The 20,903-nt window shown below is 50.9% G+C and carries 17 protein-coding genes; 12 read left to right on the top strand and 5 right to left on the bottom strand.

Features of this window, described 5'->3' with window-relative positions:
• Nucleotides 1–265: 265 nt before the first annotated feature.
• Together GALF_RS07100 and GALF_RS07095 are read right to left on the bottom strand one after the other, a co-directional pair.
• Nucleotides 266–559: a type II toxin-antitoxin system RelE/ParE family toxin gene (locus GALF_RS07100; RefSeq protein ID WP_013293384.1), complete on the bottom strand. Its 294-nt coding sequence runs from the start codon at nt 557–559 to the stop codon at nt 266–268.
• Nucleotides 556–843, bottom strand: coding sequence for a ribbon-helix-helix domain-containing protein (locus tag GALF_RS07095; protein ID WP_013293383.1), 288 nt, complete (start codon nt 841–843; stop codon nt 556–558). Before GALF_RS07095 ends, GALF_RS07100 begins: the two co-directional genes overlap by 4 nt.
• 1,727 nt (nt 844–2,570) lie before the next feature.
• On the opposite strand from GALF_RS07095, the gene GALF_RS07090 reads away from it, so the two are divergent.
• From GALF_RS07090 to GALF_RS07060, 7 genes are all read left to right on the top strand, one after another.
• Complete coding sequence (locus GALF_RS07090; protein WP_013293381.1) at nt 2,571–2,894, top strand: type II toxin-antitoxin system RelE/ParE family toxin; 324 nt, start codon at nt 2,571–2,573, stop codon at nt 2,892–2,894.
• Nucleotides 2,891–3,223 (top strand): addiction module antidote protein, encoded by a 333-nt coding sequence (locus tag GALF_RS07085; protein ID WP_013293380.1) that lies wholly within the window; start codon nt 2,891–2,893, stop codon nt 3,221–3,223. Before GALF_RS07090 ends, GALF_RS07085 begins: the two co-directional genes overlap by 4 nt.
• A 60-nt stretch (nt 3,224–3,283) precedes the next feature.
• On the top strand, nt 3,284–3,508 hold the full coding sequence (locus GALF_RS15890; protein WP_050752488.1) for a site-specific integrase: 225 nt from the start codon (nt 3,284–3,286) through the stop codon (nt 3,506–3,508).
• Nucleotides 3,509–4,259: 751 nt separating this feature from the next.
• Complete coding sequence (locus tag GALF_RS07075; protein WP_013293379.1) at nt 4,260–5,921, top strand: type I restriction-modification system subunit M; 1,662 nt, start codon at nt 4,260–4,262, stop codon at nt 5,919–5,921.
• A 4-nt stretch (nt 5,922–5,925) separates the two neighbouring features.
• A complete protein-coding gene (locus GALF_RS07070) occupies nt 5,926–6,945 on the top strand; it encodes a virulence RhuM family protein (protein WP_013293378.1) in 1,020 nt (339 codons plus the stop codon).
• Nucleotides 6,942–8,174, top strand: a complete 1,233-nt coding sequence (locus tag GALF_RS07065) for a restriction endonuclease subunit S (protein ID WP_013293377.1) — start codon at nt 6,942–6,944, stop codon at nt 8,172–8,174. Before GALF_RS07070 ends, GALF_RS07065 begins: the two co-directional genes overlap by 4 nt.
• A 22-nt stretch (nt 8,175–8,196) precedes the next feature.
• Nucleotides 8,197–11,091, top strand: coding sequence for a type I restriction endonuclease subunit R (locus GALF_RS07060; protein ID WP_013293376.1), 2,895 nt, complete (start codon nt 8,197–8,199; stop codon nt 11,089–11,091).
• A 192-nt stretch (nt 11,092–11,283) separates the two neighbouring features.
• On the opposite strand, the gene katG is transcribed toward GALF_RS07060, so the two are convergent.
• Both katG and GALF_RS07050 read right to left on the bottom strand, forming a co-directional pair.
• Nucleotides 11,284–13,455, bottom strand: coding sequence for a catalase/peroxidase HPI (gene katG, locus GALF_RS07055; protein WP_013293375.1), 2,172 nt, complete (start codon nt 13,453–13,455; stop codon nt 11,284–11,286).
• Nucleotides 13,456–13,995: 540 nt separating this feature from the next.
• Nucleotides 13,996–14,271 (bottom strand): DUF1540 domain-containing protein, encoded by a 276-nt coding sequence (locus tag GALF_RS07050; protein ID WP_223293753.1) that lies wholly within the window; start codon nt 14,269–14,271, stop codon nt 13,996–13,998.
• Between the two features lie 388 nt (nt 14,272–14,659).
• On the opposite strand from GALF_RS07050, the gene GALF_RS07045 reads away from it, so the two are divergent.
• Nucleotides 14,660–14,998, top strand: coding sequence for a 4a-hydroxytetrahydrobiopterin dehydratase (locus GALF_RS07045; RefSeq protein ID WP_041938010.1), 339 nt, complete (start codon nt 14,660–14,662; stop codon nt 14,996–14,998).
• 459 nt (nt 14,999–15,457) lie between these two features.
• On the opposite strand, the gene GALF_RS07040 is transcribed toward GALF_RS07045, so the two are convergent.
• Entirely contained in the window at nt 15,458–15,784 is a 327-nt protein-coding gene (locus tag GALF_RS07040; protein WP_013293369.1) for a hypothetical protein, read from the bottom strand.
• Nucleotides 15,785–15,939: 155 nt separating this feature from the next.
• Here GALF_RS07040 and GALF_RS07035 point away from each other — a divergent pair, with 155 nt between their 5' ends.
• The 4 genes from GALF_RS07035 (at nt 15,940) to tilS (ending at nt 20,895) form a co-directional block, all read left to right on the top strand.
• Nucleotides 15,940–16,950, top strand: a complete 1,011-nt coding sequence (locus GALF_RS07035) for a 2,3-bisphosphoglycerate-independent phosphoglycerate mutase (RefSeq protein WP_013293368.1) — start codon at nt 15,940–15,942, stop codon at nt 16,948–16,950.
• Nucleotides 16,951–16,967: 17 nt separating this feature from the next.
• A complete protein-coding gene (locus tag GALF_RS07030) occupies nt 16,968–18,497 on the top strand; it encodes a mechanosensitive ion channel family protein (protein ID WP_013293367.1) in 1,530 nt (509 codons plus the stop codon).
• 108 nt (nt 18,498–18,605) lie between these two features.
• On the top strand, nt 18,606–19,577 hold the full coding sequence (locus tag GALF_RS07025) for an acetyl-CoA carboxylase carboxyltransferase subunit alpha (protein WP_013293366.1): 972 nt from the start codon (nt 18,606–18,608) through the stop codon (nt 19,575–19,577).
• Nucleotides 19,546–20,895, top strand: coding sequence for a tRNA lysidine(34) synthetase TilS (gene tilS, locus GALF_RS07020; protein ID WP_013293365.1), 1,350 nt, complete (start codon nt 19,546–19,548; stop codon nt 20,893–20,895). The genes GALF_RS07025 and tilS overlap by 32 nt, the downstream gene beginning before the upstream one ends.
• The last annotated feature ends 8 nt before the right edge of the window (nt 20,896–20,903 follow it).

Here is a 20,903-nt window from a genome sequence, read left to right as displayed (position 1 = left end):
GGTGGCGGTATACCCAAATGGCTGCAAAGGCCGAACTAGAGTCATTCAATTTCACAAATTCGCATTAGGTTGACGGCCTGCTGTCAGCAGTAAAGCGGCCAATCAGTTGTTTGACCTTGATGGTCTGGTTAGTCTCTGGAACTGCACCTCACGCCACTTCGGGAAGAGTATCTGCTGTACTAAATATAGCAGATATTCAAGGAATGATGATTAAATTGGCCGAACAGTTTTCAGCCACTAATCGCGAGCTGGCTGCAGATGATTCTTATAGATCGAAAATGTTTGGTAAATCACGACCACCGTAAACTATGCGTTCAATCCTGATGACCTCTCCCATGAGACGGAAGAGAATGGCATAGTTTCCAACGGTTGCCATACGTGCTTCCTCGCCAATGTCGGGACGAAGCTGATAGATTAGCGGGTTACGCTGGATGTCGAAAAATTTCGCACGAATGTCCTGAATGAATGTAACGGCTCGACGTGGATTATCCTGGGCAATATAGTATGAGATGTTATCCAGATCACCTTCAATATAGCGTGATAGTTCCAGTTTCATCATTTTTCGATACTTGTACTCTCGGCGATAGCCTGATACTTGCATTCAAGGCGATCTAGCACGTCGTCCGGAGAAATGCCTGGAGTTTTGTCATTTACGGCTTCTTGCCAGACACGACGCAATTCGGTAACGCCTTGCTGGCGCAAGTTGCGTTTGTATGTCCAGTCGCGTAGCGCATCACGAATGACTTCGCTGCTTGATGCATATTCGCCGGTAGCAACGGCACCACGGACGATATGAACCATTTCAGGTGGCAAGGCAATACTGATTTTTTCGGCGGTAGCCATTGGTGTTCCTTTGAGCTTATGGTAGGAATAATTCATACCATAATAGCAAATCTGAAGAAGGTGACAATAGAAAACGTTACAAAGAATTTAGCTCATGTCACTAATCACTTGCCGGACTTTTGCCGGATTTGGTTATGCGTCGTTGTGCGATGTAGTGCATGGTTGTAACGGAAGACCGCAACGTATAACTAATTAAATCGACATGTTACAAATTGAATGCTATTTCGACATCCAAGGGGTAATCTGCTCGTTCCTTCAAAAAACAACGGGTTAGAGAAAAAATGTTCTAGTCCGTTTGTAATTTTGTGGTGGCCTTCAGGCGCTTTAAAGAGAATTTTTATTTGAAAGTCATCTTTTCAGTAAATAGAGAGTGATTGAGAGATATTGCGCGAAAAAGGATTCGTTGATGAAAAACAAGAGTGATATAGCAGAGACAGGTACTTGAAAATTTGACACCTCAAGTTTTTTCATGATTTAATTCGCGCACTTTCACTTAAGTGTGGAGTACGACTGGCCAACGGTAAATTGGCTGCGACGGCGTACTGTTGCCCTATTTAGGTTTAGGATAAGTGTACGAATCTCGACGTTTCACATTGGTTAGTCACCAATTCTCATGTAGCTTCTCGCTACAAATCCGTCCTGAATTCCTACGGGATTTATGGATATCACAACTAAAGTTAGTAGCGGACAACGTCCAGCGAACCCTTGATCTGCCTTTGTCTAGGCAGGACATTCAATCTGTAATAAATCAAAAGAAAGTAAAGCAATAAGTACCCTCGATGCGGGCGCACTACATCCAGAACCTACATGCACGAAGCCCGATGGGCTTTTTAGCAGTTGGGTTGGTGGCATGTTGGTCAGCGCTGTATTGCTGTTCGTCGTTCTGTCTGATCTATGGTCAGGACAAACAGACGTAGAGTGGGAAATTTGTATTGAAATCTGGAGGATGAAGTTACATGGATGTTCATTAGGACTAAGTAGTTTGTTGTATTGCAGTTGTTTCATGCTTCACGTTTCATAGCTTCACATGCACCCCTCTGTCACTTCAAAAGTGCCAGATTGTGCTCGAATATCATTAGCGGAGCCAGCAGAGCTGGTGAGGATGCGGTATCGGGATTGGGGAAAAAAGGGGGTCGTGATTTTATGCGATTGTGTTTAGTGGTGGTAGCTAGATGCACCAAGAGTGACCCGGCGTGTGTTGTAAAAGGTTGTTGAATTAACCCTTTGGGAAGGCCGTTCGTAGCGGCATAAGGTTTTAGTGATGATGTTTATCATGTTGTGCAGATTTGGCAGAAATGTGGTCTGTGCCATACCTACCCGAGTAACTTACGTACAAGCCAGGCTTATGCCAAACGAACTCTTAGTGATGACTACAATTTCATCCCGTGGCGATGCGGATATCGCTGCTGATTAGACTGATCGGCGAAAAAAACTTTGGTTGTACCGATTTGATACTTAGGCTATTGATTATCAAAAGGTGAGGTGAATAAATGAATGAGGAAAAGCTGTCCGCCGAAAATGTGGAGATTGCCGATCACCTGATTCGCCTCACCCATAATCAGCGCAACAGGGGATTCTGCCTGTGTTGTTTTTTATCTGCGCAACGTAAAAGCTAAGCACACCACTATTCTCCCCCCCCCGAATTTTTCCCCCATTTCGGCAACTCTCTTGGTTATTCCCAATTTAATGGCTTGTCATTTGGTAGCTTATAAGCTACATTTATTTCCATGATTGAAATTTTCCGATACAAAACTGAGGATGGTAAAGAGCCTTTAACCGAATGGCTTCAGTCGCTGCGCGACAAGCAGGCGCAAGCCAAGTTTCGAATGCGGCTTAAACGTCTGGAGTTGGGGAATTTCGGTGACTGCGACCCCGTTGGTGAAGGCGTACAGGAATTACGGGAACATCTTGGTGCGGGTTATCGGGTTTACTTTGGTCGTCATGGTCAGACGGTTGTTATTTTGCTGTGTGGAGGATCCAAGAAAACACAGCCAGCCGACATCAAGACTGCCAAGCTGTATTGGGAAGATTGGAAACGGAGACAAGAATGAGTAAAAAAATTAGCGCGGCGGTATCACATCATGAGCGCGAAATTGCAGAGTTGCGTGCGGATCGCGAACTGGCCGTCGAATACATGAAAGCCGCCATGGAGTCGCTCGATAATCCTGATGATCGCGCTGCCGGACTGCTTGCATTACGCACGGTCGCAGAAGCTTACGGCGGACTGGGTGCGGTTGCTGCTGAAGCAGGCATCAGCCGAGAGACGCTTTATCGCACGCTGTCAGCTAAAGGTAATCCGACCCTGAAAACATTGCTGGCTGTATTGAAGGCCGTCGGCATGAAACTTTCAGTTGAATCGGAACATCCTGCCACGGCATAAGTTACCCGCTATTTTCGCACTGGTGTAAATCAGCACATAACGACCGTAAAGGGGTGACAATTGTTTTCCTTTCAAGACAAGGAGAACGACCTGAACACCGATATCCACATCAACTCCCACCGCGTGCAGTGGAACAAAGGTAAGCAGGTTGGTCAGAAGATGTCGCTGAAGCTGAAGATGATATGGGCAATTCGCATCCGGCTTCAGTTGGCGCATCAGGTTCGGGAGCTTGCTCTATTCAATCTGGCCATTGACAGTAAATTGCGCGGCTGTGATTTGGTTTAGTTGCAAGTGCGTGACATTTCACAAGGCGGGCAGGTTTTACAACGCGCTATCGTCATGCAGCGAAAACGCATCGGCCTGTGTAGTTTAAAATATCCGAACAAAAACGCGATGCGGTCACCGCATGGATTGCCCAGGCGCAGCTTAAATCAGAACAGTTTTTGTTCCCAAGCCGCATATATGACTCGCCACACATTTCGACTCGGCAATATGCCATAATTGTTGAGCAGTGGGTGACTTCCATCGGCCTCGACCGCAATTCCTATCCGTCAGGAGATGTTGATCGCCTCAATTGAATTGGTTGATTTGTTACCGTTAGGACGTACTTGATTTGATTTAAGCAGCTGGTTTGATGGGCTGTAATTCGTCGATGTGGCGCATAGCTAAGACGGATATTTTTTCAGTGTATCTTTGAGTCAGTCGGCTGATTTGATGTCTAATACCGATTGTCGACTTGAGTATTTAAATGGGCTTTATTAACCTTGGTTCATGGATTTATTAGACAATTATTATATAATAAATTCTTATAAAACAACGCGCTAGGTTTGTTTGAATTTTGGATTGTGATTCCTGTTGTCGTGGGTTCGAGCCCCATCAGCCACCCCAAATTAAAGCCGCTAATTCAATGAGTTAGCGGCTTTTTTCTTGTGCAAATTTTTGCAAAATTGTCTAATTTATACCTAAATCAAATATCTCACTGCGATGGAATTGCTTGCCCTGTCGGATGCTGGCGGGGTCATTCTGAAGTTATTGGATGACTGTCGTGTTTTTGTGCGTGTTTCGCTTTATCATGCCGCACTCACAAACCATCCTATATGCCATGTCAGAAGAACAGCGCCGTCAGTTACAGCAACAGCTATGGAATATCGCCAATACCCTGCGCGGCAAGATGGGGGCAGATGAATTCAGGGATTACATTCTGGGCTTCATCTTCTACAAATACCTGTCCGAGAAAATCCAACGCTTTGCCGATGCCGAGCTGGCGCAGGAAAATCTGCACTTCGCTGCGCTCAAGGAATCCACCGAAGAAGGCCGTGCCTATATCGCCGCGCTGGAAGAAGCTGCTCTGGGTGAACTTGGGTATTTCCTGAAGCCATCCGAGCTGTTCCATGCCATCGCCATGAAGGGCAGCAATCAGGAAGATGAACACAAGCTGGGCGACAGTCACAATTTCATTCTCGCTGACCTGACCCGGATACTGAAGAACATCGAGCAAAGCACCTTGGGTACGGAGAGCGCCGACGACTTCGTGAACCTGTTTGAAGACTTGGATTTGACATCATCTAAGCTGGGTAACAGCGAGAAGGAGAAGAATGCGCTGGTCGCGAAGGTGCTGACCCATCTGGACAAGATCGACTTCAATCTGTCGGATTCAACTGCCGACGTGCTGGGCGATGCCTACGAATACCTGATCGGTGAGTTTGCCAGTGGCGCAGGTAAAAAGGCGGGGGAGTTCTACACCCCTCAGCCTGTTTCAACCTTGCTTGCCAAGCTGGTTACAGCACAAAAGCAAACGCTCAAGAGTGTGTACGACCCGACCTGTGGCAGCGGATCGCTGTTGCTGCGCGTCAAACGCGAGGCCAAGCAGGTCGATAAAATTTACGGCCAAGAGCTGAACCGCACCACCTACAACTTGGCGCGGATGAACATGATTCTGCATGATGTTCATTACGCTGATTTCGATATCAAGCAGGAAGACACGCTGGAGCGCCCTCAACATCGTGAGTTGCGCTTCGATGCCATCGTCGCTAATCCGCCGTTTTCCGCCCAGTGGAGCGCCAGCCAGTTGCACATGAGCGATGACCGCTTTTCGGTATATGGCAAACTCGCGCCTGCCAGCAAAGCCGATATGGCCTTTGTGCAGCACATGGTCTATCAACTGGCCGAAGAAGGCACGATGGCGGTGGTGTTGCCCCATGGCGTGCTGTTTCGTGGCGCTGCTGAAGGGCATATCCGCCAATACCTGATTGAGCAGTTGAACTGTCTCGATGCGGTGATTGGCCTGCCTGCCAATATCTTCTACGGCACATCCATTCCGACCTGCGTGCTGGTATTCAAGAAATGCCGCAAGAATCCTGACAACATTCTGTTCATTGATGCCAGCCAGCACTTTGACAAGGTCAAAACGACCAATGTGATGCGTCCTGAGCATATCCAAAAAATCGTTGATACTTACAAGGCGCGGAGCAACGAAGAGAAGTATAGTCATGTGGCGAGTATCGAGAGCATCAAGGCCAACGACTACAACCTGAACATTCCGCGTTATGTGGACACCTTCGAGGCAGAAGAAGCGATTGATCTGGCAGTTATCTCTGCCCAATTGATCGAACTAGACAAAGCCAGCCTGACGACCGATGCCACCATTGCAGCGTTCTGCAAAGAATTAGGCATTGCACCGCCTTTTGCTCAGGTTTAATCCGATGCCTAGCCAAGCCAATCAACAAAACCTCATCATTTACCACACCGCTGACGGTCAAGCGGCCGTCTCGCTGTATGCACGCGATGGCAATATATGGATGAACCAGAACCAGCTGGCAGAACTTTTTTCCACCTCTAAGCAAAATGTTAGCCTTCACATCAATAACATATTGAAAGAAAAGGAACTACAGTCAGATTCAGTTATCAAGGATTACTTGACAACTGCCGCCGATGGCAAGGATTACCGCGTCACCTTTTATGCGCTGGACATGATCCTGGCAATCGGTTTTAGAGTGCGCAGTCCACGCGGCACTGAATTCAGAAAATGGGCGAATGCCCATCTCAAGCAATACCTGATTAAAGGTTTTGTGATGGATGACGAACGGCTCAAGAATCCAGATGGCAGAGCCGACTACTTTGATGAGCTGCTCGAACGCATCCGCGAGATCCGCACCTCCGAACTGCGCTTCTACCAAAAGGTGCGTGACCTGCTCGCCTTATCCAGTGATTACGATGCCAGCGACAAAGCCACGCAGATGTTTTTTGCCGAAACGCAAAACAAACTGCTGTACGCCGTTACCCAACACACTGCCGCCGAGATCATCGTGCAGCGCGCCGATGCCAGCGCGCCCAATATGAACCTGCAATCATTCAAGGGGAGCGTAGTGCGCAAGGGCGACATCACCGTTGCCAAGAACTATCTGAATGCTGACGAGGTGGACAGTCTGAACCGGCTGACCGTCATCTTTCTGGAAACAGCAGAGCTGCGTGTGAAAGAGCGTAAAGACCTTACCTTGCCCTACTGGCGCGATAACGTAGATAAACTGCTCACCTTTAACGACAAACCTGTGCTATCCAGTGCAGGACGCATCAGCCACGCGCAAATGGAAAAACAGGTGAATAGCCAGTACGCGAAATTCGATGCACGACGCAAAACCGAACAAGCCCTTGCCGCTGACGCTCAAGAACTGGAAGAGTTGAATGCAGTGGCTGAAGTCGTGAAGAAGCGAGGTGGTAAATGAGTGCGCCAGCTTTGAGGTTTGATAAGGGACAAGCTGCATGGAGCGAAGAAAGTCTAATAAATCTAAGTGAGTCAGGCTTTACCAATGGCGTGTTTAATGACCCAAAGAAAACTGGGCGAGGCTACAAGCTAATCAATGTGCTGGATATGTACATCGAGACAACCATTGATGAAAATAGATTGTCTCTGGTCGAACTGAGTGATGCTGAATTCAAGAAAAACAAGGTTGAGCATGGTGAAATCTTTTTTACCCGTTCGTCGTTAGTTAAAGAGGGAATCGCATTCTCAAACATCTATCTCGGACACTCTCAAGATATAACCTTTGATGGGCATCTGATAAGGATGCGTCCAAGGAAGGACGTGCTAAATTCGGTATTCGCTAACTACCTATTACGCACATCGAAGGCAAGAAAACAGTTGGTAGCGAGAGGTAAAACTGCCACGATGACTACAATTGGTCAGGCAGACATCGCCGCTGTAATGGTTATGTTTCCGTCGCTTGCAGAGCAAACCAAAATCGCCAATTTCCTCACCGCTGTCGATCAAAAGCTTACCCAGCTCACCCGCAAGCACGACCTGCTTACCCAATACAAAAAAGGCGTGATGCAGCAGATTTTCAGCCAGGAGCTGAGATTTAAGGATGACGATGGGTGTGATTTTCCAGAGTGGGATGTGGTTGAGCTTGAGAAAATCGCAGCCAAGGTAAATAAGAAGAATAAAGACTCGGCAATCAACAATGTTTTGACCAATTCAGCTACGCAAGGGATTGTCAGTCAATCAGACTATTTTGAAAGAGACATTGCTAATCAAAACAACTTGGGTGGCTATTACATCGTTGAGATTGATGATTTTGTGTACAACCCAAGAATTTCTGCTAATGCTTTGGTCGGCCCAATCAAGAGGAATAACTTGGCTGTTGGTGTTATGTCACCTCTCTATAACGTATTCAGATTCAAAGCAGGAAATTTGAATTTTATAGAGCAATACTTTCACACAACCCATTGGCATGACTACATGAAGAGCGTTTCAAATTCTGGCGCTCGTCATGATCGTATGAATATCACAAACGAGAGCTTTTTAGGATTGCCTATTCCTTACCCATGTTTGAAAGAGCAAACTAAAATCGCCAATTTCCTGACCGCTATTGACGAGAAGATTACTACCGCTAAAACCCAGCTTGAAGCCGTGAAGCAGTACAAGCAAGGCTTATTACAGCAGATGTTCGTGTAGTTCAACAGAAAGGCAGATCACCTTGAGTACGCAATCCGAATACGCTTTAGAAGCCGCGCTGATCGCTCAACTCAAGGGCATGGAGTACGACAGCGTGACGCTGGACGATGAAACCGCGATGCTGGCGAACCTCAAGCAGCAGTTGCAGATCCACAACAAGGACATCCAGTTCACGCCGACCGAGTTTGACCGCATCCTCAATCACCTGAACACTGGCAGTGTATTTGAACGTGCCAAAATTCTGCGTGATAAGTTTGCCCTCAAGCGCGACAACGACGAGACCGCCTATATCAGTTTCCTGAATTGCGATGACTGGTGCATGAATGAGTTTCAGGTCACGAATCAGGTCTCGATGCAGGGCAAACGCAAGAACCGCTATGACGTCACGCTCATCATCAATGGCCTGCCGCTGGTGCAGATCGAGCTGAAACGCAGAGGCGCAGAACTCAAGGTCGCATTCCACCAGATCAACCGCTACCAGCATGATTCCTACGATGCAGGCTTTGGCTTGTTCCAGTACGTGCAACTGTTCATCATCAGCAACGGCGTAAATACCAAGTATTTCTCCAACAACAAACAGCAGTCATTCAAGCAAACCTTCTATTGGACGGATAAGGAAAACAAACGCCTGTCCGACCTGCTTGAGTTCAGCGCCGAATTCCTGAAGCCTTGCCACATCGCCAAGATGATGACGCACTACATGGTGATGACGGAGGAGCAGGTCATCAAGGTACTGCGTCCGTATCAGTTCTATGCCACGGAAGCCCTGGTGGATCGGGTGAAGAACAGCAACGAATTCGCCTCTCGCAGGCATTTGAGCGACGCTCAAAGCTCGCACAATGCCTATATTTGGCATACGACAGGTTCCGGTAAAACGCTCACCTCATTCAAGGCTGCCCAGATTATCCAGCGTATGCCCAAGGTGCATAAGGTCGTGTTCTGTGTGGATCGCAAAGACCTCGATTATCAGACTGCCAAGGAGTTTAACGGCTTCTGCAAAGGCAGCGTGGACGAAACCACCAATACGCATACGCTGGTCAAGCAACTGAATGATGACAGCACCAAGCTGATCCTCACCACCATCCAGAAGCTCAACAACGCCATCGTCAAAGAGCATTACCTGAGCCGCGTCACCCATCTGCAAGACAAGAAATTCGTGTTCATCTTCGACGAATGCCATCGCAGCCAGTTTGGCGACACCCACCAGAACATCAAACAGTTTTTCCGAAACGCGCAAATGTTCGGTTTTACCGGTACACCGATCTTTGCCGATAACGCGACCGGCAGTATCGGACAGCAGAAAACCACCAAGGATTTATTCGGTGAGTGCCTGCACAAATATGTCATCGTGGATGCCATCAAGGATGAGAACGTGCTGCGCTTTGCCGTCGAGTACGTGGGAAAATACAAACGTGTGGACAACGCCAACGAGATAGATATTGACGTTGAAGCCATAGACACCAAGGAATTGCTGGATAGTCCGATACGGCTTGGCAAGATTACCGATTACATCCTGGCCTATCATCCCCAGAAAACCAAGTCACCGGACTTCACCGCGATGTTCTGTGTGAGCAGCGTTGAAACACTCATCAAGTATTACGACCTGTTCAAACAGAAGCAGGTCGGCGCTGCCAAACCGCTCAAGATCGCCACCATCTTCAGCTATGCAGCCAACGAAGAAGACCCGAATGCCAACGGCCTGACCAGTGGACTGATCCCTGAAGAGAATCCCATACCGGAAGGAAAAATCAACCAGCGCAGCCGCGACAAACTGGATGAGTTCATCGAAGACTACAACGGGATGTTTGGCACGAAGTATTCCACTCGCGATAGCCAGTCCTACTACAACTATTATCAGGACATCGCCAAGCGCGTAAGAGCCGGACAGGTGGATATTCTGCTGGTCGTGAACATGTTCCTGACAGGCTTCGATAGCCCACGTCTGAATACGCTGTACGTGGACAAAAATCTCAAGTTTCACGGGCTGGTACAAGCATTCTCGCGCACCAATCGCATCCTCAACGACAAGAAATCGCAGGGAAACATCATCTGCTTCCGCAATTTGAAGGAAGCCACGGATGAAGCCATTGCGCTTTTCTCCAACAAGGATGCCAAGGAAACCGTACTGCTGGAGCCGTATGAGGATTACGTGACGCAGTTCAACGAGGCAACCGAAGCACTACTAGCGCTGACACCGACCGTCGCCAGTGTAGATGCATTGCCTGATGAAAAAGCCGAGCTGGAATTCGTCACCAAATTCCGCGCCCTCCTGCGCCTGAAAAACATTATCACCAGCTTTGCCGAATTCAGCGAGACTGACCTGGCAATGGCAGAACAGTTATTTGAGGATTTCAAGAGCAAATATCTCGACATCCACGACAAGGTGAAGAAGCAAACCGATCCTGAAAAGGTCTCTGTGCTGGAAGAGGTGGATTTTGAATTGAGCCTGATTCACCGTGATGAAATCAATGTGGCGTATATTCTGAATCTCTTGGTCAACCTGAAAAATCTGCCGCCCGAGGAGGCCAGGAAGCGACAGAAGGCGATTCTCGACATGCTGGCAGGCGAGGTGCAGCTGCGCAGCAAGCGCAAACTGATCGAAGCGTTCATCGAGGACAACCTGCCGAAACTTAAACCGGATGACAATGTGATTGCCGAGTTTGAAAGTTACTGGATGCGGCAAAGACAAAGCGCATTCGTGCAGCTATGTCGCGACGAGCAGATCGAACCTGCTCAATTTGAAAAGCTGCTACAGAACTATGTGTTTGCCAATCGCCTGCCCAGAGATCAGGAGATCGTGGAGTCGCTGAGTTTCAAGCCGAAGATACTGGAAAGGAAAAGCATTCTGGAGCGTATCGGGGACAAGATTCAGGAATTCATCCATACGTATGTTGAAGGCATGGGCGGGAGCGTTTAAGAGGCGTGTGTCATTCATCTGGTGGCAGTGCTTAGGTCACCTATATCTATCGCTATACCATGAGTTGCTGCTTGCATAAAATCAGGTGAAAGTAAGACGTGAAGAGCCGCCCAGACGCTACCTGCATCCGGGAAAACCAGATGCAAGTAGAGGCTTTACGGTACGGACTTATTAAGACCTAATCTTAGAAGATTACTCAAGATCGAAGCGGTCGAGGCTCATCACCTTGTGCCATGCCGCCACGAAGTCACGCACGAACCCTTGCTGCGAATCGCTGTACGCGTAGACTTCTGCGAGCGCACGGAGCTGGGAGTTTGAACCGAAAATCAGATCGACGCGGGTGCCGGTCCACTTCTTTTCGCCGGTCTTGCGATCGGTCCCTTCGAACAGTTCTTCATCCTGCGACACTGGCTTCCACACCGTGCCCATGTCGAGCAGGTTAACGAAGAAGTCGTTGGTGAGCGCTCCTGGCTGTTTGGTAAAGACACCATGCTGGGACTGTCCGACATTTGCATTTAGAGCACGCATGCCGCCCACCAGAACCGTCATCTCTGGCGCGGAGAGCTTCAGCAGCTGTGCCTTGTCGAGCAGCAGTTCTTCAGACAAGACAGCGTACTTGCCCTTCTGGTAGTTGCGGAATCCGTCGGCGATCGGTTCGAGCACGGAGAACGAGTCCACGTCGGTCTGTTCCTGCGAGGCATCCATGCGGCCCGGCGTGAACGGTACCGTCACAGCCTGACCAGCTTTGCTGGCAGCCTCTTCGACAGCGGTGCAGCCCGCCAGCACGATCAGATCGGCCATTGAGACCTTCTTGCCGCCGGCGTTGAACGCACTCTGGATGCCTTCGAGTTTGCCGAGCACTTTGGCCAGTTGCTGCGGCTGGTTGGCCTCCCAATCCTTCTGCGGCGCGAGGCGGATGCGCGCGCCGTTGGCGCCGCCGCGCTTGTCGGAGCCGCGGAACGTCGAGGCTGATGCCCAGGCAGTCAAGACCAGCTCGGCGACGCTTAGCCCGGACTCCAGTACTTTGGCCTTGAGGGCGGCAACGTCCTGATCGTCGATCAGGGGGTGATCGACGGCGGGGATGGGGTCTTGCCAGACCAGCGCTTCCTCGGGCACTTCGGGGCCAAGGTAGCGTGCGCGGGGGCCCATGTCGCGGTGGGTCAGCTTGAACCAGGCGCGGGCGAAGGCGTCGGCGAAGGCGTCAGGGTTGTCGCGGAAGCGCCGCGCAATCTTTTCATAGGCCGGGTCCATGCGCATCGCCATGTCGGCGGTAGTCATGATGATCGGTACCTTTTTCGCGGCATTGTGCGCCGCTGGTGCCATATTGCTGTCGGTCGCCTGTTTCGGCGTCCACTGCCAGGCGCCCGCCGGGCTCTTGGTCAGCACCCAGTCGTTGTCGAACAGCATGTTGAGATAGCTCATGTCCCACTTCGTCGGGGTCGGCGTCCAAGAGCCTTCCAGGCCGCTGCCGATCTGGTCGCCGCCCTTGCCGCTGCCGAAGCTGCTCTTCCAGCCTAGGCCCATCTGCTCGATGGGCGCGGCTTCGGGTTCCGGCCCCACATGTGTGGCCGGAGCGGCGCCGTGGCATTTGCCGAAGGTGTGCCCGCCGCAGGTAAGCGCCACCGTCTCTTTGTCGTTCATCGCCATGCGCGCGAAGGTTTCGCGCACGTCGCGTGCGGATGCGAGCGGATCCGGGTTGCCGCCCGGGCCTTCCGGGTTAACGTAGATCAGGCCCATCTGCACGGCGGCGAGTGGATTTTCGAGGTCGTGTTCGCCGGAATAGCGCGCCTTGTCGTCCAGCCACTTTTCTTCATTGCCCCAGTAGACGTCGATCTCCGGCGACCAGATGTCCTCGCGTCCGCCGCCGAATCCGAAGGTCTTGAACCCCATCGATTCCATGGCGACGTTGCCCGCGAGAATGATGAGGTCGGCCCAGGAAATTTTCCTGCCGTATTTCTGCTTGATCGGCCACAGCAGCCGGCGCGCCTTGTCGAGGTTGACGTTATCGGGCCAGCTGTTGAGGGGGGCGAAACGCTGGTTGCCCTGACCCGCGCCGCCGCGTCCATCGCCGGTACGATAGGTACCTGCACTGTGCCAGGCCATACGAATGAAGAAAGGGCCGTAGTGGCCGTAATCCGCGGGCCACCATGCTTGCGAGTCGGTCATCAGGGCGGTGAGGTCCTTCTTCACGGTCGCAAGGTCGAGCGTCTTGAATGCCTCGGCGTAGTTGAAATCCTCGCCCATCGGGCTGGACTCGGGGGTATGCTGGTGCAGGATTTCGAGGTGCAACTGATTCGGCCACCAGTCATGGTTTGACCTACTACTACCGGCTTTGTGTACAAACGGACATTTGCTCTCAGACATGGTTTATTACTCCTCGTGGTTATCAGTAAAGTGCACGGTCAGCATCGGGCGTGAATAGCGATTTGTACAATATATTTTTTACACTGCCGATGAATTGTATCCATCGCGCGGCTTCACCTTCTTGAACTCATCGTGGCGGCCCCACTACTTGTTGATAGCAGCAGCCAGTTCACCGGAAGGAGCACCGCAGCCGTTCGGCTTCATGCAGTTCCAGAAAAGGTGTGGCTCTACACTTGCGCGGAATTATTATAAATGCCGCCGGAAGATTTCCTGATAATGTCGTCCAGTGCAGCACGCTCGCATGATCAGATGATTGAGATTGGTCACGTGATGATGCTTGCCGTAGTGCTACTTGAACATTTCCTTGGATATGTGGGTTGCAGCGCGTCCATCGCATAAGGCAGCGGGGGCAGGGTATGCTTCATCTATTTTCTCCTCGGTAAAAACCTAAAGGGGGCGTGAAGTGCGGCCATATCTACAGTAGAACAGCCCCCTGTTTGTTAAGCGGCTATTGGCAGCCCGTGCGCTGATGCTCGAAGGCTAGGCCGCAACAAACGTCATGCATTTCCCATGATCTTGCTCAGAGCCAACCCGGATACTCTCCATACTACACTCAAGATTGTTGTTATGACGACATATAAAAACCTTGCACGCCCCAACCCCCGCTATGCTATTTAATTCGCCATGTCTTGACGACTTAAAGAAGGTGTCGCACATAGGGCGATTACCGTCGCCTATCGTTATAGCGATGGCATGGCAGGACTTGTTTGAGTTGTAAGCGCATTCGGCAATAGCGCATTCTGAAACGACAGGCATTTTAATCGTTTGCAACATATAAACCTCCATTGAGCTTATGAGAAAAGATATTTGCGCGACACGGCTACCTGTAGCGATTATCGCGATGTGATTTTGATGGGATGGCCGTTTTTAAACTATCGGTGTTTTGCTCGATATGCATTAAGTAAAATCAGTAAAAACCCATCGGTATTTGTCCTATATCATCAGAGCATAAAACGCTGTAGCCTTTAAGAGGCAATGAACAAAAAAACAGTGGCTGCTTTTAATTGCTCAACAGAAACGGATGAATAGAATTTTTAACGGTCCATCTGAGCCGCTGTAGTAATTTTTGTTAGCGAATACAAATAGATGGAATGCAATCAACATGTATCTCGAACCAACCTTTACTAGTTTAAGTGAGGACATCATGGACAACGTTTTCGACCTAACCCACAAGCAATGCAAGCCCTGCGAGGTCGGTACACCTCCGCTAACGCAGGATGAAATTATCACGCTGATGAAGCAACTCGACGACTGGGTTCAATATAACCAGCTGATCGGTAAAACTTTCGAATTCAAAAACTATTACCAGACCATGGCCTTCGTTAATGTGGTGGCCTGGATATCCCATCGAGAAGATCATCATCCCGATCTGAAGGTGAGTTACAACAGGTGCCAGATTGAATACTCCACTCATGCCATCAATGGCTTGTCAGAAAACGATTTCATTTGCGCCGCCAAGGTGGACGCATTCTTCAAGATTTGAATTTTGCAGTGAAGACAGGGGAATGATAAATGTATGTTCGTTATTATCCCAGAATGCATCTCATCAACCAGTACGTGGCGCAGACGCCCCTACGTGCCCGCTCACATTTTCTACAGTCGACACCAGCATTTGTACGCTACGCCGTGAAACTGACAAATGCCTCGGATCACCACATGCTTGTGGCGGAGTTCGAGTTTTTGGATTAAATCGTCAGACTAGGCTGAAGAACTGCACGCTATTGGCGCGCCGGCGAGATTGAATATTGACCTGTAAATTCAAAGTGCAGCTCAGTCTCGGGAACTGAATTTCAGGGCTTGGCAAGGTGAGTAGCGTATGACTATGTGTCATAACCAAAACTCTAGGTGCTTGATTAATTTATCGTAGATGTAAAGTTATATCCATAAATCTATTGTTTTGGTTGGCCACTGATACGCATATTCAATCATCCCGCAAAAATCCCTACGCCTGCCAGACCCCAAATCCTGCGCTACGCAAATCAATACCAATTTCGATTTCTGTGTCACACGCTTCCCCGTATCCCATCGGATTGAACCCTTCGTAAAGATCCGGTAGCAAACGCAGCCCGTATTGCTTCACGTACCTATTTGATTGAATGCCGGCCTTGTGCTTGTCAAAACGGACATCTGGATCAAGGCCTGTCATGCCGACATAGACACAGAGCTTGCCTGTGACGTAACCGGGATTGCATTTTTTAAATTTAGCCTCGAAGAGTACGTCTTTGGACAACTCTATGACGTAAACGTGGTAGTGATTTCGGAGAACCATAGTGCATCAAATCAAGGAATATTATTTGGGGGCAGTTTACATCAGCAGGCTCAGTTGTAAATCGGGGCAACCCCCTCATTTTTGTTGTGGCTAAAAGTAGTGTCGCGAATAAGCGCAGGGCTGTCTGAGCGCTAATCTGGGTTAAAATCGCGCCCATGAAAAAAGTACATCTGGTTATTACCGATTTATGCCTGCCTAAAGAGTTTGCCGCCGAGGTGTGTGCGGGACTGCAACTGCCAGCACTGGAAAAGCTGCTGGCGCGCGGGGTGTCCACGGGTCAACCGCGCGCAGATAGCTTATCACTGGACGCGTGTGTTTGCGGCTTGTTTTCCGTATCCTCTGGAATCGCATCGCTTTCTGCTGCATTCGACGGTTTGCCCGCGGGCGTCTGGCTGCGTGCGGATCCAGTCCATGTACGACTGCAGCGCGAGCAGGTGGTGTTGCTGCCCGATGTCGCTGTCAGTCCCGACGAGGCGATGCAATTTTGCATCAGTCTGAACGCCCATTTTTCAGAGCAGGGCGTGACATTTTTTGCGCCTCACCCCAATCGCTGGTATGTGTGTCTGAACGAACATCCTGATATTCAAACGATGCCGCTGTCACAGGCTGCCGGGCGCAATATTCACGGCAATCTGCCTGAAGGCACTGAAGCGCGCCGCTGGCATCAACTGTTCAATGAGATTCAGATGCTGTTGTTTGCTAATCCGCTCAACGCGGTACGGGAAGCACGCGGCGATGTCCCCGTCAACAGCGTGTGGTTCTGGGGGAATGGCCCCCAATCAGCGCCTGTGCAGGGCGAATATGATCATGTCAGCTCTGATGAGGTGTTGCTCGAAATGCTCGCATCTGCAGCGGACATCCCTTATTCGGCTTGGCCGTCCGAGTGGCAGGCAAGTGAGGACAGGCAGCTGCTGGTCTGGACAGGGTTGCGCCGTGCGTTACAGCGCGGCGATCTGGCCGGGTGGCGCGATGCGTTGCAGTCGTTTGAGACGGGATATGCAAAGCCTTTGTGGCAGGCCTTGCGCAGCGGGAAAATAGAGCAATTAACAGTCGATCTGGTGGGGGGGGGCAGCCTGCAACAGCTGAGTCTTACGCGCTTTGATACGTGGGCATTCTGGCGGCGCAGCAAAACGTTAGCCGGTTATTCTGAAGCATCGGCATCCTAATGAATAGCGGAGAAATCATGGTTTTTTGGCAGACGGCGATACAATATTTTTGGCGCGACGAATCGCTGGTCGTGTTTATATCGGTGCTACTGCTGTCATTCTGGTTGATTTATTTCATCAAGGATGATCGCAAGAGCGTCACCAATACGCTGATTTTCTTTGCGGCCTGTCAGGTGATCGCGCTATTGAGCGGGCTGGTCCACGCCATGAACTACACCTTCGCCGCAGCACTTTTTCATGAGGCGGCGGTGATTGGTTCCGGTATTGCGATCATCCGATTGTGCGGTTTAATGGCATTCCGCATTATATTGCCTTCGGTGAGGCTGCAACCGCCGCGCATCACCGAAGATATTTTTGTCATCATCGCTTATCTCGCCTGGTGTCTGGTCAGGTTGAGTTATGCAGGTCTCGATCTTGGCAGTATTGTCGCGACATCGGCCATGATCACGGCTGTGGTGGCTTTTTCCATGCAAGACACGCTAGGTAATATTTTAGGTGGTCTGGCGCTGCAACTAGATAACTCGATTGAGATCGGCGACTGGATCAAGGTGGATGATCTGGTCGGACGTGTGGTGGATATTCGCTGGCGCTCTACGCTGGTCGAGACGCGTAACTGGGAGACGGTGGTATTTCCCAATAGTCAGTTAATGAAAAATAAATTTCTGGTGCTGGGGCGGCGCAGCGGGCATCCGTCTCAGTGGCGCCGTTGTATCTGGTTTAATGTAGGCTTAAACACCACGCCGCGTCAGGTAACGCGTGCGGTTGAAGAAACCATTTCGCAGGCGGATATCAGCAATGTTGCCAAATCGCCAGCCCCTAATTGCGTGCTGATGGAAATTGACAAGGGGGTCGCGCGTTATGCATTGCGTTACTGGCTGACCGATATGGCGCTGGATGATCCGACCGATGCAGCGGTACGCTGGCATGTGTATACCTCGCTCGAACGTGCCGGCATACCGCTGGCAGTGGAAATGCAGAACATTCACTACGTTAAAGAAAACGAAAAATACGAAGGGGCAATCCATCAGCGGGAAGCCCAGCAACGCCTTAAAACGCTCAAGAATGTTGAGCTGTTCGCCAATATGACCAACGACGAATTGATTGCGCTGGCCGAGCGGCTTAAATACGCGCAGTTTGCCAAAGGCAACATTATTTCAAGGCAAGGTGCCGTTGCACACTGGTTATATATCATCATCAACGGCGAGGCCGAAGTGTATCTTGAAACACCCGATGGGGGGCGGCGCACAGTGAATGTGCTCGGGCGCGGCAGCTTTTTCGGCGAAATGGGGATGATGACCGGCGCACCGCGTTCAGCGTCTGTCATTGCGACGACCGATGTGGAATGCTACCGGCTCGATAAGGAGGCATTTGCAGGCATCATGCAGGCAAGACCCGGTTTGGCTGATGAAATCACCCATATTCTGATTGAACGGCGAGTGCAGTTAGATAGCGTGTTGCATCATCTGGATGAGCAAACCCGGCGGCAGGAAAAAAGCTCTCAACGCAACGAATTGCTGGTGAATATCAAACGTTTCTTCGGTTTGTAGTATCATCGCGCCGCAGCCGGTCGGGTTTACGCCGGAAGAATTAATCAAAAGCCACCGCGGGCCCTAAGTTGCCAGCGGCTGGATGTTAAGCTAAGAGCCTGGAACAATATGAAAATTACCTTTTTAGACTTTGAAAGCCCTATCGCGGAACTGGAAGATAAAATCGAGCAATTGCGCGATGTGCATGACGATACGGCGGCATTGGATATCACCGATGAGATCGATCAGTTATCGAAAAAAAGCGAAGCCTTGACCCGCGATATCTACGCAAAACTCACGCCTTGGCAAATATCCAAGGTGTCGCGTCATCCGCAGCGCCCGTATACGCTCGATTACATCGAGCATTTGTTTACCGATTTTGAGGAATTGCACGGCGACCGCAATTTCGCCGACGACCGTGCGATTGTCGGTGGATTAGCACGTTTCAACGGTCAGAGCGTCATGGTGATCGGTCATCAGAAGGGGCGCGATACCAAAGAAAAAATTGCGCGCAATTTCGGCATGCCGCGTCCTGAAGGCTATCGCAAGGCGATGCGCCTGATGCGTCTGGCTGAAAAATTCGGCATTCCCGTGATGACTTTTGTCGACACCCCGGGCGCCTACCCCGGCGTGAATGCGGAGGAGCGCGGTCAGTCTGAGGCGATCGGCCGTAATCTGTATGAAATGAGCGAATTGCGTGTACCGGTCATCTGCACCATCATCGGTGAAGGCGGTTCGGGCGGTGCGCTGGCGATTGCGGTAGGAGATGCGATGCTGATGCTGCAATACAGCACCTATTCTGTGATTTCTCCTGAAGGCTGTGCGTCTATTTTATGGAAGAGCGCTGACAAAGCCGAGGATGCAGCGGAAACGCTCGGTATCACGGCAACACGACTCAAATCGCTCGGCATCGTCGATAAAATCATCAGCGAACCACTGGGCGGCGCGCATCGCGATTATCCGGCGACTATGCAAAGCGTAAAAAAGGCGCTGCAAGATGCATTGAAAATCGCACAGGAAAAACCAACCAACGACTTGTTGCGTGACCGCTTCAATCGCCTGATGAGTTATGGCAAGTTCAAGGAAGTCGAGCTTACTTAATCTCACGGAGCGGCTGGCTATCAGTCTCGGGCCGCAGCTGCCCGAGGGTAGTTCCATCCTGCTTGGTCTGAGCGGCGGCGTAGATTCTGTCGTGCTGCTGCATCTGCTGCATCACCTCGCCCCGCGTTTCTCTTGGAAACTTTCCGCACTGCATGTTCATCACGGGATCAGCCGCAATGCAGATTCCTGGGCGGAGTTCTGTAGGCTGCTGTGCGAACGCCATCAGATTCCGCTCTGCATCGAACGGGTGGATATCGCCCCGTTACGCTCGCAGGGGATAGAAGCTGCCGCACGTCGTTTGCGCCATGCCGCGTTTGACGCGCAGCGCTGCGATTTTGTCGCACTGGCCCACCATGCGGATGATCAGGTTGAAACCCTGTTTTTGCAGCTGCTACGCGGTGCGGGCGTGAAGGGTGCAAGCGCAATGCCGGTCTTGAGTCAGCCCAAAAAAACGCAGCGGACTCACCGGCTGGTGCGTCCGCTGCTGCAGTTTACCCGTGATGAAATCTTAACTTATGCGGCTGAGCAGCGTCTGGAATGGGTAGAAGACGAAAGCAACGCGGATGAACGCTATCCACGCAATTTTTTGCGCCATCGCTTGCTGCCGGAACTCGCCACTCAATTTCCCTCCTACCGGGAGACCCTAACGCGCAGCACGAGTCATTTTGCAGAAGCCGCTAGCTTGCTCGACGAGCTGGCGCGTATCGATGCGGCCGGTGCGCTGATCGATGCGTGCCTGAGTGTCACGGCACTACAGGCGTTGAGTCATGCGCGGGCCAAAAATCTGCTGCGCTATTTTTTCGATCAGCAAGGTGCCCCCATGCCGCACGCGGCGAAACTCGATGACCTGTTGCAACAGCTCTGTTCCGCGCGTGAGGATGCCGCGCTCTGCATCGATTTTGGCGGCTGGCAGGTGCGGCGCCATCAGGGACGCGTCTATGTCTTGCAGGCTTTTGCTTCGTTTGACGGGGTGCTGCAGTGGCAGGGCGAGGCGATATTGCCATGGCCCGCATTAAACGCCTCAGTCGTATTTCAATACACCGAAGGGCAGGGTATCAGTCTTGCGACGTTACAGGGCGCTGAGGTGACGTTGCGGCAGCGTCAGGGCGGTGAGTCGTTGCGACCTCAAGCGGCAGGTTCAACGCGCACCTTGAAAAACTTGTTTCAGGAATGTGGCATCCCGCCCTGGCAGCGCGAGCGCTTACCCTTGCTGTACTGCGGTGACGACCTCGTTTGTGTGCCCGGTGTTGCAATTGCGGCGGCGTTTCAAGCGACAGGGATCGAGGCGGCTGTTTCGATCTCTTTGACGCCGCGCTAAGATCACAC

This window comes from Gallionella capsiferriformans ES-2 (assembly GCF_000145255.1).
Taxonomy (GTDB): Bacteria; Pseudomonadota; Gammaproteobacteria; order Burkholderiales; family Gallionellaceae; genus Gallionella; species Gallionella capsiferriformans.
This window is presented reverse-complemented; position numbering and strand designations above follow the sequence as displayed.

What these genes read in the sequence shown, in the direction of transcription:
- GALF_RS07100 (WP_013293384.1), bottom strand. Translation starts at nt 559, where the DNA reads ATGATGAAACTGGAACTATCACGCTATATTGAAGGTGATCTGGATAAC.
- GALF_RS07095 (WP_013293383.1), bottom strand. Translation starts at nt 843, where the DNA reads ATGGCTACCGCCGAAAAAATCAGTATTGCCTTGCCACCTGAAATGGTT.
- GALF_RS07090 (WP_013293381.1), top strand. Translation starts at nt 2,571, where the DNA reads ATGATTGAAATTTTCCGATACAAAACTGAGGATGGTAAAGAGCCTTTA.
- GALF_RS07085 (WP_013293380.1), top strand. Translation starts at nt 2,891, where the DNA reads ATGAGTAAAAAAATTAGCGCGGCGGTATCACATCATGAGCGCGAAATT.
- GALF_RS07075 (WP_013293379.1), top strand. Translation starts at nt 4,260, where the DNA reads ATGACTGTCGTGTTTTTGTGCGTGTTTCGCTTTATCATGCCGCACTCA.
- GALF_RS07070 (WP_013293378.1), top strand. Translation starts at nt 5,926, where the DNA reads ATGCCTAGCCAAGCCAATCAACAAAACCTCATCATTTACCACACCGCT.
- GALF_RS07065 (WP_013293377.1), top strand. Translation starts at nt 6,942, where the DNA reads ATGAGTGCGCCAGCTTTGAGGTTTGATAAGGGACAAGCTGCATGGAGC.
- katG (WP_013293375.1), bottom strand. Translation starts at nt 13,455, where the DNA reads ATGTCTGAGAGCAAATGTCCGTTTGTACACAAAGCCGGTAGTAGTAGG.
- GALF_RS07050 (WP_223293753.1), bottom strand. Translation starts at nt 14,271, where the DNA reads ATGCCTGTCGTTTCAGAATGCGCTATTGCCGAATGCGCTTACAACTCA.
- GALF_RS07045 (WP_041938010.1), top strand. Translation starts at nt 14,660, where the DNA reads ATGGACAACGTTTTCGACCTAACCCACAAGCAATGCAAGCCCTGCGAG.
- GALF_RS07040 (WP_013293369.1), bottom strand. Translation starts at nt 15,784, where the DNA reads ATGGTTCTCCGAAATCACTACCACGTTTACGTCATAGAGTTGTCCAAA.
- GALF_RS07035 (WP_013293368.1), top strand. Translation starts at nt 15,940, where the DNA reads ATGAAAAAAGTACATCTGGTTATTACCGATTTATGCCTGCCTAAAGAG.
- GALF_RS07030 (WP_013293367.1), top strand. Translation starts at nt 16,968, where the DNA reads ATGGTTTTTTGGCAGACGGCGATACAATATTTTTGGCGCGACGAATCG.
- GALF_RS07025 (WP_013293366.1), top strand. Translation starts at nt 18,606, where the DNA reads ATGAAAATTACCTTTTTAGACTTTGAAAGCCCTATCGCGGAACTGGAA.
- tilS (WP_013293365.1), top strand. Translation starts at nt 19,546, where the DNA reads ATGGCAAGTTCAAGGAAGTCGAGCTTACTTAATCTCACGGAGCGGCTG.